Source organism: Paludibaculum fermentans (genome assembly GCF_051172195.1).
Lineage (GTDB): Bacteria > Acidobacteriota > Terriglobia > Bryobacterales > Bryobacteraceae > Paludibaculum > Paludibaculum fermentans_A.
The window spans coordinates 5,742,251-5,756,190 of sequence record NZ_JBPJAQ010000001.1 but is presented as its reverse complement, the minus strand read 5'-3'; the positions used below and the strand labels follow the sequence as shown (position 1 = coordinate 5,756,190).

The window sequence follows — 13,940 nt, the reverse complement described above, 5'->3', positions numbered from 1 at the left end:
GAGTCTTCCGATTTTGTTTGCCTTCCAAATAGCGGCGGACGGAAAACCGCTTGAACACCATATACTGGGGTACACGGAGGGCGTGTTATGAACAACTTGATTTTGAGGACGGTGCTGGCTGGAGCAGTGGCTTTCAGCTGCCTGGCACAAACGGCTCCGCCTAAGAAGAAGGTCGCTGTCCTGGATTTTGACTACGGAACCGTGCAGGGCGGAGTGTCGGCGATATTCGGCGGTAACGTCGATATCGGCAAGGGCATCGCGGACCTGCTGGTGGAGAAGTTGGTCCAGAGCGGCGTGTACACGGTGTACGAGCGCAAGACGCTGGATAAGGTGATGGCCGAACAGAACCTTTCGAACAGCGATCGCGCGGATGCGGCGACGGCGGCCAAGATTGGCAAGCTGCTGGGCGTGGACGCAATCATCATGGGCAGCATCACGCAGTTCGGGCGTGATGACAGAGAGACAAGCGTAGGCGGCGGCGCGCTGGGGGGCATGGCTTCGCGCTACGGTTTGGGCGGTGTCGGCAAGAAGGAAGCGAAGGCAGTGGTGGCGATCAGCGCGAGGATCATCGGGACGGACACGGCGCAGATTTTCGCGGCCTTCACTGGCAAGGGCGAGTCGAAGCGGTCGGGTGCTTCGTTGCTGGGGTCGGGCGGCAGCTACAGTTCAGCGGGCGGCGCGGGCTACAGCATGGGCAGTTCGCAATTTGCGAGCTCGATCCTGGGCGAGGCGACGGCCCAAGCGGTGGCGTCGACAGCGACACAACTGCAGGGCAATTCGTCGGCGATTCCGGCTCATGCGCGCATGATCGAAGGCCTGGTGGCGGATGTCAGCGGGCAAACAATCACGCTGAACGTCGGCAAGAAGGCGGGCGTGGCGCTTGGGGATAAGTTCCAGGTAGTGAAGGTGACACGCGAGATCAAGGACCCGGCCACGGGCAAGGTGATCCGGCGCATCGAAGAGACTGTCGGCTGGGTGACCATCACCGACGTGGACGACCTGGCCGCCGTGGGCACCTATGCGGGCACATCGCCATTGAAGGTCGGCGATGCGGTAAAGACTGCAAACTGAGGCCCCGCGATGGACTACGCGATTGGTTCACGCATCGGCGACTACGAGATCATTTCCATTCTGGGCGCAGGCGGAATGGGGAAGGTCTATAAGGTCCGCAATGTACTGACGGAGCGGATAGAGGCACTCAAAGTCCTGCTGATGAATGCGGGCGAAGAGCAGGACCAGGCCGAACGTTTTCTGCGAGAGATCAAGGTCCAGGCGCGGCTGACGCACCGGAACATCGCGGGGCTGCACACGGCATTGCGTGTGGAGAACCAGGTGCTGATGGTGATGGAGTATGTCGAGGGGACAACCCTGGAGCGGCTGCTGAAGGTGGGGCCGGCGCCTCCGCAGAAGGCGGCGGAGCTGATGTGCCAGGTTTTGGGCGCGCTGGCCTATGCGCACGCCGCGGGGGTGATCCACCGGGACCTGAAGCCGGCGAACATCATGGTGACCACGGAAGGCGTGGTGAAGCTGCTGGACTTCGGGATTGCGAAGCTGAAGCAGGACCAGTCGCTGACGAAGACGGGATTCACGGTGGGCTCGCTGCCGTATATGTCGCCCGAGCAGATTGAGGGCGCGACGGATCTGGACCACCGGGCCGACATCTACGCGCTGGGCATCTCGTTGTATGAGATTGTGACCGGGCGGCGGCCATTCCTGGGCGACAGCGACTATTCGCTAATGGTGGCGCACCTGAAACAGGTACCTGTGCCACCGATTGAGATCGACCCGAACGTGCCGCAGGCGTTGAACGATATTATCCTGACGGCGATTGAGAAGGACCGGGAACGGCGGTTCCAATCAGCGGCGGCGATGCTGCGGGCGCTGGAGAGTGTGCTGGGCACGGGGCATGCGACGGTGACGCGGCCGGCCGTCGCGGCATTGCCTGCCAACGCGGCTGCGGTTCCCGAGGCGGCTCCGATTCCGCCACCACAAGCGACTGCCGGCGGTGTGGTTGCCCCGAGTACGGCCGGGGCACCGCTTTCGGCTTCGGCGTTTATGCAATCCCCGGTCTCGGCGGCGGCGCCTGAGTTCCCTGCTCCGGCTTATGCCGCGGCGGCGGAGGTGCCTCCGGGCCGGCCTTTGGGCAACCGGGGTTTGTATATCGCGATTGGGTCGCTGGTTACCGTGGGCGTACTGATTGTGGGTGCGATCCAGATTCCTAAGCTGTTCCGGACCCAGGCGGGCGGCCCACAGCAGAGTGTAGTTTCCGGGCAGGAAGCGGCGGGTGGCGGCAGTGCGCAACCACCTCGAGTGGAGGGGGCGGGCGGTGCCGCGAACGGGGCGGCTTCGGGATCAGGACCTGGCCAGGCGCCGGTGAGCCAACCGGTTGCGTCGGGCGGCCGGGAGACGAGCCCGGTGGCTCCGGTGACGCCAGCAGGGGGCGGCGGGCGGCCGCATACGGAACCAGCTGGGGCGCGGCCGGGGTATGCGTCGAATCAGCCGGCGGGCGGGGCGCAGAGTCCGGAGGTGAGCGCTCCTCCGGTGGTGCAGCAGGCTCCGGTGAACAACGCGGCCAATCCGGCGGCGGAGGCTTCCGGAGCGGCGCTGCGGGATATGCGGGAGCAGTTGATGCTGCTGGGGACTCGGGCGAATTCGGTGAAGAGCAGCCTGGAACGGTTGAAACAGGCGCAGGCGAGGCAGGGATTGGGGCTGCGCGGGGATATCAATACGGCATCGCAACGGATGGAGTTTTACCTGGACGAGTGCGAGACGGCCATCAAGGCGGGCGATCTCGCTGGTGGAAAGAAGTATCTCGACTTAGGGGAACGCGAAGTTGCGAAGTTGGAGACGTTCCTGGGGCGGTAGTGGGGGTGGGATTGGTTCTGGTTCGCGCTTAGCGAATGATTGTGTCGCTGGACTTGGAAGACGCTCCGGCGGCCGTGGCCCGCTCCTTGCCAGTCGCGGTTCGCAGCTCGGATGGGACCACTTCCTTACGGTCGTGGTTCGTTGCGATTTGCTCCGATTTGGTGGCCCGCCCGGGCAGGCTGGCTCCCATTAGGATCGGGGCTTATGCCGGCCGGCACTCGACTACGTAGTAGGCGGACTGGGGTCCGGCGGATGACACTTCGAGTCCTGCCTGTTGTGCCAATTCCTTGAATTCCTCCAGGGTGCGGTGCTTGCCCGCCAGGAGCACCATCTCTATGGTAACGGTGCGGGTGCCGGTGTCGGGGCTCACGCTCTTGAGGATGACTACCCGGCCGTTGGGACGTGCCGCTTCCGCCGCCCGCGTCAGGATGGCTACTGTTTCGGCATCCGGCCAATCGTTGAGGATGCCCCTCAGCAGGTAGATGTCCGCGCCGGGCGGGAGCGGATCGAAGAAGCTTTGGCCGCAAAGCGTGGCACGGCCGGCGACTCCGGCGGACTGCAGGATTTCGCTGGCCCTGGCTACGGTGCCGGGCTGGTCCAGCAAGGTCCCGTGGATATGCGGATGGACCCGCAGCAGTTCGGCCAGCATGGCTCCGGTGCCGCCGCCCAGGTCGACCACGGTCCGGATGGAGTCCCAGCCGCCGGTGATGTCGAAATGCGGATTGGGTGTGCCGTGGCCCTGCGGCCCGATGAGGGCGTCGAACTGAGCGGCAATGGGCGGATTGGCTTCGAGATCTTCCCAGAAGCCGCGGCCGAAGAGCTGGTGATAGGCAGGGCGACCGGTGCGGACGTAGCTGAGCATGGTGCCCCAGGCGTGGGCCATGCGGCCGCCGAAACCGTCGAGGTCGAGGCCGATGAGCATCCCGGGATCGAGCAGCCCTTTGGCGGCTTCATTGAGGACATAGCGGCCAGGACCGGTCTGCTCGAAGACGCCTCGGGAGACGAGGTAGCCGAGCAGGCAGTCGAGGACGTAGGGATCGCATTGGGCGGCGGCGGCGATTTCCTTCACGTGCGAGAGGCCGGCGTCCATGTGATGGGCGAGGCGTAGGGTGGCGGCGGTATGGATGCACCAGGGGGTCTGCAGATCGCACAGTGACCAGAGGTCGGCGGGAGGTTGATCGGGCACGGGAGTGGGGGCCTCGCGATGTGAATTGAACACCAGAGCAGCGGAACCGGGCCGCTGCAGTTCTATTCAGCATTGTAAGCCTGCGCGAGAGATCCCGGAAGGAATGGAGGCGAGCCTACTGAATCGAAGGGAATGGGAATACCCGACCGAGGCTAGCTACGCGGGTGGGGGGTGCAGCGTCCATAGGGGTGACCGAGCAAGAAGCAAAGTGCTGATAAGGAGAGTAAGCAAATGACACTCACAAATGGCAGGGGCGACGCGGGACGTCACTTCGGATTCACGATGCTGCGCAAGCTGCTGTTGGTGTCCGCCGCCCTGATAATGGCCTTACCCGCGAGTGCGGGCCCGCGCTATTTCCGGGGTGGGTTTGGTTATGGGGGCGGGTGGGGTCCGTGGGGTTACGGATATGATCCGTATTTCTACGGCGGCTACCCGATGGTGACGCATCCGAATGCGGGCCAGGTGAAGTTGGACACGAAGGTGAAAGACGCCGAGGTTTATGTGAACGGCTCGTATGCCGGCACGACGGGCGAGCTGAAGTCGATGTGGCTGAAGCAGGGCTCGTACAAGCTGGAAGTGCGGAGTGCGGGGCGTGAAGCGTTCGCGCAACAGATCTATGTGGTGAACGGCAAGACGATGAAGGTGCGGCCCGAACTGCGGCTGGAGCCGAAGTCTTGAGGCTGCGGCGGCAGGGTGAAGAGCGCGCCCCCCGATTTCGAACACAAACCGGCCCAAGGCCCTGAATCAAGGACTTGGGCCGGTTTTTTTATTACAAATCTTACGAAGAAACTGGATGGTGACTCATATCATCCAAAGACTAGACGTATATTGCAGCGGCCCGACCGCTGGCCCAACCGGGGCGGAGGAAATAGAGCAAATGCTGAAGCCGATTGGGTATAGCTTGCTGGTGGTGTTCGCGATGGTGCCAGGATTGGCGCAGACGCGAACGAAGGCGCCTATTATTGCGGCGTCGAAGTCGTTGTCCGACTACAGCGAGGCGATGGAGCAACTGGCCGAGGCGGCGAGTCCGGCAGTGGTGCAGATCCTTGTACAGAGGGTTGCTCCGGTGGGCCAGGGCGATTCGCAGCGCATGGGGTTTGTGTCGGAGCAGGAGGCGACGGGGTCCGGCGTCATTGTGGATCCGGACGGATATATCGTCACCAATGCGCATGTAGTGCAGAACGCGCGGCGCATTGATGTGAAGGTGCTGCGGGTGGATGAGAAGGGTCAGGCTCCGCATGGGCATCTGCTGCCGGCGAAGCTGATCGGCCTCGACCGGCAGGTGGATATTGCGGTGCTCAAGATTGAGGGCGCGAACCTGCCGACGCTTTCCTTTGTGAATTCAGACACCTTGCGGCAGGGGCGGCTGGTGATGGCCATGGGGAGTCCGTTGGGGTTGCAGAATACGCTGACGCATGGCGTGGTAAGTGCGACGCTGCGGCAACTGAAGCCGGAGAGCCCGATGGTTTACATCCAGACAGATGCTCCGATTAATCCTGGAAACAGCGGCGGTCCGCTGTTGGATATCGAGGGACGGATTGTCGGGATCAACACGATGATCTATACGGAGTCGGGCGGCAGTGAAGGCATTGGATTTGCAATCCCCGCGAATCTCGCCAAAGACGTTTACCAGAAGCTGCGGAAGGACGGACGGGTGCGGCGGGGCGCTATTGGAGTACTGCCGGAGGCGATCACTCCGGCGCTGGCCGCGGGGCTGGGGCTGGATCGCGACTCGGGCGTGATTCTGTCGGATGTGGCACCGCACGGGGCTGCTGATGCGGCCGGACTGCAGCCGGGCGATGTGCTGATCTCGATTGACGGCAAGCCGATCCGAGAGGTGCGGGATCTCGCGTTGACGGTATTCCAACGGGCCCCGGGCGACGAGTTGAAGATCGTTTTCCAGCGCGGCAAAGAAGAAATGACGAAGACCGTGGCTGTGCTGGAGCGAAAGAACGAACCCAGCCTGCTGGCGGACCAAGCCGGCTATGATGCGGCACTGGTGCGGGAACTGGGGATTCTCGCCGTGACCGTGGATGAGAAGGTGACGGCGATCCTGACGGACCTGCGGCGGCTGTCGGGGGTGGCCGTAGCTGCTGTGCCGGCGGAGTATGCGGGCTTGAATCCGGGCTTGCTGGCAGGTGATGTGATCTATGAGGTGAACACCAAGCCAGTGGCGTCGCTGGACGAGTTGAAGGCGATATTGAAGGAGAGGAAGCAGGGCGACGGGATTGTACTGCTGGTGGAGCGATTGGGGCAGTTGATCTATGTGACGGCAACGCTCGAGTGAGCGCTGCCGTCGACTGCGCGGTTACTGCAGGGTAATGGTGACGCGGACGCTATCATCGCCGAGCCCGGCGGCATTGTTGAGAGATAGCGTGACGGGGTAGAACGCGCCGGTTGCAGACACTTGCAGCTCCCCGATCTTCTCCACGACGGCCTGGAGCACAACATTCGGTTGGCTGTCGAGAGTGACCGTAGCCAGCTGGCCGATGTGGACTGAGGAGAGACTCGCCTGCGGGATGTGGGCTTCCACCTGGCGCGTGAGCCCAGAGACGATTTCGAAGTCCCTGGAGTATTGGTCGCGCAGAACCAGGTAGCCGTCAGCGGGGGCAATCACGGGGAGGCGCACGGCGGAGGCCTGGGGATTGACGGCGGCGGACTCGGCGGCACGCAGGCGATCCTCGGCCTGACGCAAGGCAGCCTGGGCAGCGGTTTCCTGGGCTTCCAGTTCCTCTTCCCTGCCGATGGAGTGGGTGGCGGCTTCCGACTGGGTTTCCACCTGTTGGCGGGCAGACTGTTGCAGGGCGAGCTCTTCGTCGTGTTTCAACTGGCTCTGCATGCCTTCGCGATAGAGCATGTCGCTGTGTTGAGTTGCTTCGTCTGCCTCACCCGCCGCGAGTTCCGCGCCAATCATGCGGTTCCGGAGGTCCTCCGCACGGGCACGCGAGGCGGCCGCGCGGGCCTGGATGTCGCGGAGTTGGTCGCGGGCCTGGTCGACGGCGGCCTGGGCGGAGGCGAGGTTGCCGCGAGCATCCAGCTCAGCGATCGGTTCCGGCAAAGCCTGCGGTTCTGTCTCTCCGATGACCTGGCCCTTGCGGACCTGGGCGTTCAGGGGCACTTCGAGTTCGAGGATGGTGGCGGGTACGGGCACGGAGGCGACGGAGACGAGTTCACCCGGGTAGTGGAGGGGCTCAGCCTCGGGCGATTCCTGGCTGGAGCCGGCACTCTGCCAGAGGTGGGTGGAGGACTGATTGGCGTGGGTCCAAACTGCGCCCACGAGGCAGGCCGAGGTGATGAGGATGACGGCTGGCGTGGTGTGGAGTTTCATGAAGAGGTCCTTTCCGTGCTGGGCCGGCGTAGGGGGGACAGAGCGATCAGCGGCCCAGTCTTCGAACGTGAGAGAAGCAGATGGAGGCGGTGAAGCCGAGGACGATGGCGAGAATTCCGCCTGTGCAGTAGAGGCCGGCGGCGTCGATGAGGAGGACGGCGAGCAGGTGCCGGCCGTGTCTGACTGACAGCCGCGCGGCTGGAGGGGGAGCAGCGTTGATGGCCGTAGGTGAGGTGCCGATGTTTGGCGTATCCATCGCGCTGCTCCTTTTGTCGGGAGGTTTAGGCGGTTTGGGCGCCGGAGTTGAGCAAAGCAACCCAGGCGCCCGGGTAAGTCAGCCGATGTACCATTCGCTGCCGGCCTGCCAACTGTGGAGCGCGGGCGGTGCTGGAGCTTCCGGCATTTCTCCGGCGCCGCCGATGAGGTGGATGATGCGTGTGGTGCGCAACACATCGGCGGTGGAGCCGGTGAGGTTGAGCAGTCTCAGTTCGCCGCCGGCGAGGGTCACCATCACATAGCCGACCATGAGTTCGCCGAGATCGTCGATGTCGAGGGAAGGCACGGCGGACAGGTCAAGCAGGATATGGGAGCGGCCTCTCTCCACCAACTGGCGCAACTGCTGGTGGAGAGAGTGCTGCTCTTCGGTCGAGGCGAGTTTCCCGTGCGCGTCGATGATGATGAAACCTCCGCGCTCGTGAATTGTCAGCCGGGAGTCCATCAGTTGGCTCCAGGGGTGATGGTGCCGCGGAGCTGTTGTTCCTCGTTTTGGACCTTCTCATATTTGAGGTAGTTTTTGAGGGTCCTGGCGATCTGATCGGAGTCCTGTTTCACCTTATCCGCATAGCCGCGGTATTGGGGGCTCCAGAGGAAGTTGTGGTTGGTATTGAAGTATTCGATGGCCTCCTCCGTATTGGTGGCGGCTTCCTTGAGCAGCGGCACCACCTTATCGACGGCCTGCTGTTCCCAGGGCTGGAGGGTGTCGCGTTCGGCTTCGAGGGCGGAGATCTCCTTGCCCATGGCATTGACATCCTGCTTCAGCATCCAGAGGGGGCTGAGGTGCGAGTCGCTGGAGAGAGCGGCATTCCGGGCGTCCATACTGAGGTGGTCGGCCTCGACGGCGGTGTTGGAAGCAACGTTGCGCATCTCTTCGAGCATGACCCGGGGGTTGCCGGTGTCATTGCCGGCAGTGGAGGTCTTGCCGAACGAAGGGGTGGCGACCGCCACCAGGGAACCGATGGCGGCCATCACGGTGAGGGAAAAGCTCTTTTTGGTCATGACGTTTTTTCTCCTACTTGCCTTGTTTGCCGGTTGTTTAATTTGTTCCGGCTCACCTATCAAGACGACGCAAGGCAGCGATTGGAGACTCCCCCCGACACGGCATTCGCGCCCCAGTTGAGTTGGTAGATTTGCGGCGCATGCAAAACAGGAGCCGCGCGGCTACCCCCTGGCGGGTATTTGCTGAGGTTGCGCCAGGGTAGGCGGTATCTTGCGAGGCCGCGGGTCCGTCGACAAAGCAGGAGGTCGAAAAATGAAAGACCCAATCGGGCGAGTATCCAAAATAAAGAGAAGCCGGCTGCTGATGGCCGGGCTGGTGTGCGCGGGGCTTTTGGGATTATCCGGGCCTGTGCAGGCACAGGTGCAGCTCTCGCCTCAGCAATTGGATGATCTGGTTTCGCGGATCGCCCTCTATCCGGACCCGTTGCTGGCGCAGATCCTGACGGCGTCGACGTACTCCGACCAGGCTGCAGAGGCCGCGCGGTGGGCGGATGAGCACAGTTACCTGACGGGCGAGAGCCTGGCCAAGGCGATTCAGGAGGACAACCTGCCCTGGGATCCGAGCGTGCAGGCGCTGCTGCCCTTCCCCTCGGTCTTGGACATGATGGCGGGCAACCTGTTTTGGACGCGGCAACTGGGCGACGCAGTGCTGGGCCAGCGTGGAGATGTGATGGATGCGGTGCAGGCGATGCGGCAGAAAGCGAGGGATTTCGGCTATCTGCAGAACAATGCGCAATATCAGGTGACGGATGGGGGCCCGGGGCAGATCCAGATTGTGCCGGTGGATCCGGGGTTCTATTGCCTGCCAGTCTATGATCCCCTGATTGTCTTCGGGCGGCCTCGGGTGGGGCTGACTGTGGGGATCAGCTTCGGGCCGCGGATTGCGCTGGGCGCGGCGTTTGCGCCCTGGGGCTGGGGCCGGTCGGGCTTTGAGTGGAGGTCTCGCACGATGCTCGTGGACGGGCACGCCTGGGCGCGGACCAGGGAGAACCACGAAGCCTACCGGCATCCTTATGTACGCCCGCCGCATGCGGCGGGTCCGCGCGTGGAGAGGCACGAACTGCGGCCGACGCGTCCGCAGCGGCGCGGGGGTCCGGTGGAGCACAGGAGGTAGCCGTGGAAGGGGAGGAATCCGAGCCGGGCTACCGGGTTTCCCGGCTCAGTCTCCCCAGGATGGGCGCGGCGATTTACCGCGCGAGTGGTATGGGCTTGGCGGGCCGGACACCGCATGATGGGGGTGCCCGAGAAAGAAGGCGGGCCAACCGTGAGTGAGAGCATCAGGTTGTCTCCAGAAGTGGTCACCATGAGCCGGGGGATGTTGCCGGTGGCTAAGGTGGTCCAGCGGATCCAGGCCGTGGTGCGGTCATTGGGTCGGCGGACACGCGCCGGGCAGCGGCCGATGGGCGCACCAGCGGAACCCGGGCCACGGACGCTGGCGGTGATGGGAGAGGGTCCAGACCGAAGTGCGCTGCAAGCTGCATTTGATGAGCGGGGCTGGGGCTTAGCCCTGGCTGACAACACGACCGATGCGCTGGTGCAGCAGATGCAGGAGCGGTTTCAGGTGATCCTGTTCCAGCGTGAGGTAGCGGGCCGGGACTGGCGGCCGGCGGTGCGCGTGCTTTCACGCATGATTCCACGGCCCTGCGTCGTGCTGCTGTCGGATACCTGCGACATGAACCAGTGGGAAGAGCTGGTGCGGTGCGGCGGTTTCGATGTAGCGCGGACGCCGGTGAATGGAAACGCCGTGATGCGCATGGTGACCGCGGCGTGGTCAATCTGGAAGCAGCAGGAAGGCCACGCCGCCAGGCCGGTGGTCGACGCTAGGAAATGACACCCTTGCGGACAGCGTAGAGGATGAGTTCCGGCACGCTGTGCAGGTTGAGTTTTTCCATCAGATTGCCGCGATGGGTCTCCACGGTGTAGAGGCTGAGATTGAGCATGTTCGCCACATCTTTATTGCTCTTTCCTTCGGCGATCAGTTGGAGAAGCTCACGTTCACGCTGGGTGAGGAGTTCATAGCTGTCCTCGATGTCCTTGTCCTGTAACTGGCGGACGTAATCTTCGACAAGCAGGCGGCTGACAGCGGGGCTGAAGAAGGCTTTGCCGGCGCTGACTGAGCGGATGGCGAGGATGAAATCGGATTCGGCGGATTCCTTGAGCAGATAGCCGCGGGCTCCGGCCTTGAGGGCGCGCAGGACATAGCTTTCGTCAGAGTGCATGCTGAGCACGACGATGGAGACGCCGGCCTGTTTCTCGTGGATCTGGCGGGCGGCTTCGATGCCGTTCATGTTGGGCATGCTGATGTCGAGGACGATGAGATCGGGCTTGAGCTCCTCGACGAGGCTGACCGCCTCGCGGCCGTCGCTGGCTTCGCCGACTACCTGAAAGTCCTTGTGTTCCTCGATGACGAGGCGCAATCCGCGCCGCATTACGGCATGGTCGTCGGCCAGAATGATTCGAATCATGGAGTGTCCTTTGTAGGATGCGGCGGGGCGCCGGGAAGAGGCAGGAGGATGGAGAGGACTGTGCCGCGACCGGGTGCAGAGTCGATGGAGAAGCTGCCGCCGAGTTGGTCGACGCGCTCCTCCATACCTAGCAGACCCATGCCCTTTTCGCGGTGCGGATCGAAGCCGACGCCGTCGTCCTGCACAGTGACGGAGAGGCTATTGCAGTCGCGGCGGACAACGACGCGGACCTGGGACGCATGGGCGTGGCGGGTGCAGTTATTCAGGGCCTCCTGCACGACACGGTAGACGCAGGTGCGGTGGGAGTCGGGCAGATCCTCGACAATTTCGTCGGCTACCATTTTCACTTTGAGGCCGGAGCGGCGGGAGACTTCGCGGGCCTGCCAGCGGAGGGCGGCGACGAGACCGAGGTCGTCGAGCATGGACGGGCGCAGGAGGAGAGCCATGTTGCGCACCATGCCGACGCTGGATTCGGCGAGGCTGCGTACGGACTGCAGGCGCTCGCCGCGAGTTTCGGGATTGGGGGACGATTCGAGGCGGCCGAGTTCGACGAGCATGGCGGACATGGTCTGGCCGACTTCGTCGTGCAGCTCGCGGGAGAGATTGCGGCGCTCCTCCTCCTGTGCCGTGACGAGGCGGCTGGAGAGGGTCTGCATTTCGCGGCGGGCGGCTTCGACCTCTTCGAAGCGGAGCCGGGCCTCGTGTTCGAGTCGCTGGACGCGCCGGATGGTGATGGTGGCGAGCACGAGCCCGAGCAGGAGAGCGGTGAGCGAGATGGCGATGACGCGGCGGCGGAAGCCGATCTGGACGGCGCGGATGCGTTCCTCGCCGGCGTCGAGATCGCGCTCGTTCATGGCGGTGATGCGGCGCGTGAGTTGCAGGACCTCGGTGCGGAAGGGCAAGATGACGTCGAAGAGGAAGGTGCTGGCCTTGGCGCGGCGGACCTGGGCGTCCCACTGGAGAGCGGGTTCGAGGGAATGCCAGTAGGTATCGATCTGGCCGCGCAGGTCGCGGAAGGCCTGTCGTTCCGAGGGAATGAGGCGGCCCTCGTAGGCGTTCAGGGTCTCGGCGGCATGGCGGCGCAGCTGGTGGAGTTCGGCTTTCTGATTTTCGGCGCGGGTTCCGTCGACTTCGAGGAGGTAGTCGCGGACGATGGTGGCGATGCGGAGGATGTCGGCCCGCAACTGGTCGAGCAGGGCGTCGCGAGCGCGGGATTCGTCGCGCAGGGCGGCGGTGGCGAGTTCCACTTTGCGCAGGGAGGTCGTGGCGTCGAAGGCCATGGCGGCCATCAGCAGCAGAAGCCCGGCAAAGCCGATGCCGAGGGCGCGCGCCCATGTGGACAGGAGCCGCCCGGTGAGTGAACGAAGGGACCAGGGCTGTTGGGAAGGGTCCGCCATCTGGGGATTGAGCCTTGACCCATTGTTAGCACAGGGTCAGGGGATCCTTGGATATCGCGGCGGGCCGGTATGCGCAGCACAGCGGGCAGGGGGATTCTTGACAAGGCCCCGATCATCTGATGCGATAGTCCACGATTTATGAGCAAGACATTCGTTCGGATGATCGCCCTTGTGCTGACAGGCATGGGTGGCCTCGCCGCGCAGACGGCCGGCGGCCCCGGCTCGGCTTCCACCCGTGGTGCGTATGCTACGAAGCGCTACCCGAACCTCTTCCGGGCAGCAGGTCACTCGCAGAAGGAGATTTCCGCGAAGGTCCAGGCGGGCTTCCAGCAGTTGTTTCACGGCGACGCGGAGACACAGACCGTCTATTACGAAGTGGGACGGAATGCCAACGGTCCGCTGGCGTATGTCAGCGACATCAACAATCATGATGTGCGATCGGAAGGCATGTCATACGCAATGATGATTGCGGTCCAGCTGAATAAGAAGATGGAATTCGACGCGCTGTGGAACTGGTCGAAGACCTATATGTACCAGGCGTCGGCAACACATCCATCGTACGGATACTTCTCATGGTCGATGAAAGTGGACGGCACTCCGAACAGCGAGTCGCCGGCTCCGGATGGGGAAGAATACTGGGTGATGGCGTTGTATTTCGCCTCGGGCCGGTGGGGCAACGGCAAAGGCATCTATGATTATCGGGCCGAAGCGGACCGCCTGCTGGACAGCATGAAGAATCGCAAGATCATAGATGGGCCCACCAATCGGGGTGCGGAAACCGGGGGGCCGGAGTTTCATCCGGATCACAAGATGGTGCGATTCACTCCGAACCTGAGACGGCCGGATCATACGGATCCTTCTTATCATCTGCCCGCCTTCTATGAACTGTGGGCACGCTGGGGACCGGCGGCGGACCGGCCGTTTTGGGCGGCAGCTGCGCAGGTGAGCCGCGACTACCTTCAGAAGGCAACGCATCCGGTGACGGCGCTGGCGCCGAACTATGCCAACTACGACGGGACGCCCGTACCTGGCGCGGGCGGCCAGAACGGGAACTTCGGAGCGGATGCCTGGCGGACAGCGGCCAACTGGGCCGTGGACTGGTCGTGGTGGGCGGCCGACCCGCGGGAGCAGGTCTTGAGCGACAAGATCCAGGCGTTCTTCGCGGCGCAGGGCATCGATACGTATGGGAACCGGTTCACTTTGGATGGCAAGCCGTTGGGCGGTTCCCACTCGACAGCCCTGGTGGCCGCGAACGCCGTGGCCAGCCTGGCAGCGACGAACAAGGAACGGGCCGCCCAATTTACTGAAGCGTTATGGAAGGCCGAGATTCCCTCGGGCCGCTACCGGTATTACGACGGGATGTGGTATCTAATGGGCCTGCTGCACGTCAGCGGCGAATTCCGCATCTGGCCGCCGAAGTAATC

The 13,940-nt window shown here is 63.5% G+C and carries 14 protein-coding genes; 7 read left to right on the top strand and 7 right to left on the bottom strand.

All coding sequences use genetic code 11. The annotated features are described in order from the left end of the window. The first annotated feature begins 87 nt into the window (after positions 1–87). Both ACR9Y2_RS23055 and ACR9Y2_RS23050 read left to right on the top strand, forming a co-directional pair. Complete coding sequence (locus tag ACR9Y2_RS23055) at positions 88–1,071, top strand: CsgG/HfaB family protein (protein WP_435044013.1); 984 nt, start codon at positions 88–90, stop codon at positions 1,069–1,071. Positions 1,072–1,080: 9 nt separating this feature from the next. Beyond that, complete coding sequence (locus ACR9Y2_RS23050; protein ID WP_435044012.1) at positions 1,081–2,865, top strand: protein kinase domain-containing protein; 1,785 nt, start codon at positions 1,081–1,083, stop codon at positions 2,863–2,865. 202 nt (positions 2,866–3,067) lie between these two features. Here ACR9Y2_RS23050 and ACR9Y2_RS23045 read toward each other — a convergent pair whose 3' ends face one another. Next, positions 3,068–4,051 carry a methyltransferase gene (locus ACR9Y2_RS23045; protein ID WP_435044011.1) on the bottom strand — a complete coding sequence of 328 codons (984 nt, stop codon included), beginning with the start codon at positions 4,049–4,051 and terminating at the stop codon, positions 3,068–3,070. 231 nt (positions 4,052–4,282) lie between these two features. On the opposite strand from ACR9Y2_RS23045, the gene ACR9Y2_RS23040 reads away from it, so the two are divergent. Both ACR9Y2_RS23040 and ACR9Y2_RS23035 read left to right on the top strand, forming a co-directional pair. Next, positions 4,283–4,729: a PEGA domain-containing protein gene (locus tag ACR9Y2_RS23040; RefSeq protein ID WP_435044010.1), complete on the top strand. Its 447-nt coding sequence runs from the start codon at positions 4,283–4,285 to the stop codon at positions 4,727–4,729. 199 nt (positions 4,730–4,928) lie between these two features. Beyond that, the gene (locus ACR9Y2_RS23035) at positions 4,929–6,338 is read left to right on the top strand and encodes a trypsin-like peptidase domain-containing protein (RefSeq protein ID WP_435044009.1); all 1,410 of its coding nucleotides are present in this window, start codon (positions 4,929–4,931) and stop codon (positions 6,336–6,338) included. Between the two features lie 21 nt (positions 6,339–6,359). On the opposite strand, the gene ACR9Y2_RS23030 is transcribed toward ACR9Y2_RS23035, so the two are convergent. From ACR9Y2_RS23030 to ACR9Y2_RS23015, 4 genes are all read right to left on the bottom strand, one after another. Next, positions 6,360–7,379 (bottom strand): HlyD family secretion protein, encoded by a 1,020-nt coding sequence (locus ACR9Y2_RS23030; RefSeq protein WP_435044008.1) that lies wholly within the window; start codon positions 7,377–7,379, stop codon positions 6,360–6,362. Between the two features lie 46 nt (positions 7,380–7,425). After that, positions 7,426–7,635 carry a hypothetical protein gene (locus tag ACR9Y2_RS23025; protein ID WP_435044007.1) on the bottom strand — a complete coding sequence of 70 codons (210 nt, stop codon included), beginning with the start codon at positions 7,633–7,635 and terminating at the stop codon, positions 7,426–7,428. Positions 7,636–7,713: 78 nt separating this feature from the next. Next, positions 7,714–8,097 (bottom strand): STAS domain-containing protein, encoded by a 384-nt coding sequence (locus ACR9Y2_RS23020; RefSeq protein ID WP_435044006.1) that lies wholly within the window; start codon positions 8,095–8,097, stop codon positions 7,714–7,716. Continuing rightward, positions 8,097–8,654 (bottom strand): hypothetical protein, encoded by a 558-nt coding sequence (locus ACR9Y2_RS23015; protein WP_435044005.1) that lies wholly within the window; start codon positions 8,652–8,654, stop codon positions 8,097–8,099. Before ACR9Y2_RS23015 ends, ACR9Y2_RS23020 begins: the two co-directional genes overlap by 1 nt. 253 nt (positions 8,655–8,907) lie before the next feature. On the opposite strand from ACR9Y2_RS23015, the gene ACR9Y2_RS23010 reads away from it, so the two are divergent. Continuing rightward, positions 8,908–9,768, top strand: coding sequence for a DUF3300 domain-containing protein (locus ACR9Y2_RS23010; RefSeq protein WP_435044004.1), 861 nt, complete (start codon positions 8,908–8,910; stop codon positions 9,766–9,768). Between the two features lie 150 nt (positions 9,769–9,918). Continuing rightward, entirely contained in the window at positions 9,919–10,485 is a 567-nt protein-coding gene (locus tag ACR9Y2_RS23005) for a hypothetical protein (RefSeq protein WP_435044003.1), read from the top strand. On the opposite strand, the gene ACR9Y2_RS23000 is transcribed toward ACR9Y2_RS23005, so the two are convergent. Together ACR9Y2_RS23000 and ACR9Y2_RS22995 are read right to left on the bottom strand one after the other, a co-directional pair. Further along, entirely contained in the window at positions 10,475–11,119 is a 645-nt protein-coding gene (locus ACR9Y2_RS23000) for a response regulator (protein ID WP_435044002.1), read from the bottom strand. The genes ACR9Y2_RS23005 and ACR9Y2_RS23000 overlap by 11 nt on opposite strands. After that, positions 11,116–12,516 carry a sensor histidine kinase gene (locus tag ACR9Y2_RS22995; protein WP_435044001.1) on the bottom strand — a complete coding sequence of 467 codons (1,401 nt, stop codon included), beginning with the start codon at positions 12,514–12,516 and terminating at the stop codon, positions 11,116–11,118. The genes ACR9Y2_RS23000 and ACR9Y2_RS22995 overlap by 4 nt, the downstream gene beginning before the upstream one ends. 138 nt (positions 12,517–12,654) lie before the next feature. Between ACR9Y2_RS22995 and ACR9Y2_RS22990 the strand changes: the two genes are divergently transcribed. After that, entirely contained in the window at positions 12,655–13,938 is a 1,284-nt protein-coding gene (locus tag ACR9Y2_RS22990; RefSeq protein ID WP_435044000.1) for a glycosyl hydrolase family 8, read from the top strand. Positions 13,939–13,940: the final 2 nt, after the last annotated feature.

Bases quoted from the DNA above. Each gene is read 5' to 3' on its own strand.
- ACR9Y2_RS23055 (WP_435044013.1), top strand. From the start codon at position 88: ATGAACAACTTGATTTTGAGGACGGTGCTGGCTGGAGCAGTGGCTTTC.
- ACR9Y2_RS23050 (WP_435044012.1), top strand. From the start codon at position 1,081: ATGGACTACGCGATTGGTTCACGCATCGGCGACTACGAGATCATTTCC.
- ACR9Y2_RS23040 (WP_435044010.1), top strand. From the start codon at position 4,283: ATGACACTCACAAATGGCAGGGGCGACGCGGGACGTCACTTCGGATTC.
- ACR9Y2_RS23035 (WP_435044009.1), top strand. From the start codon at position 4,929: ATGCTGAAGCCGATTGGGTATAGCTTGCTGGTGGTGTTCGCGATGGTG.
- ACR9Y2_RS23030 (WP_435044008.1), bottom strand. From the start codon at position 7,379: ATGAAACTCCACACCACGCCAGCCGTCATCCTCATCACCTCGGCCTGC.
- ACR9Y2_RS23025 (WP_435044007.1), bottom strand. From the start codon at position 7,635: ATGGATACGCCAAACATCGGCACCTCACCTACGGCCATCAACGCTGCT.
- ACR9Y2_RS23020 (WP_435044006.1), bottom strand. From the start codon at position 8,097: ATGGACTCCCGGCTGACAATTCACGAGCGCGGAGGTTTCATCATCATC.
- ACR9Y2_RS23015 (WP_435044005.1), bottom strand. From the start codon at position 8,654: ATGACCAAAAAGAGCTTTTCCCTCACCGTGATGGCCGCCATCGGTTCC.
- ACR9Y2_RS23010 (WP_435044004.1), top strand. From the start codon at position 8,908: ATGAAAGACCCAATCGGGCGAGTATCCAAAATAAAGAGAAGCCGGCTG.
- ACR9Y2_RS23000 (WP_435044002.1), bottom strand. From the start codon at position 11,119: ATGATTCGAATCATTCTGGCCGACGACCATGCCGTAATGCGGCGCGGA.
- ACR9Y2_RS22995 (WP_435044001.1), bottom strand. From the start codon at position 12,516: ATGGCGGACCCTTCCCAACAGCCCTGGTCCCTTCGTTCACTCACCGGG.
- ACR9Y2_RS22990 (WP_435044000.1), top strand. From the start codon at position 12,655: ATGAGCAAGACATTCGTTCGGATGATCGCCCTTGTGCTGACAGGCATG.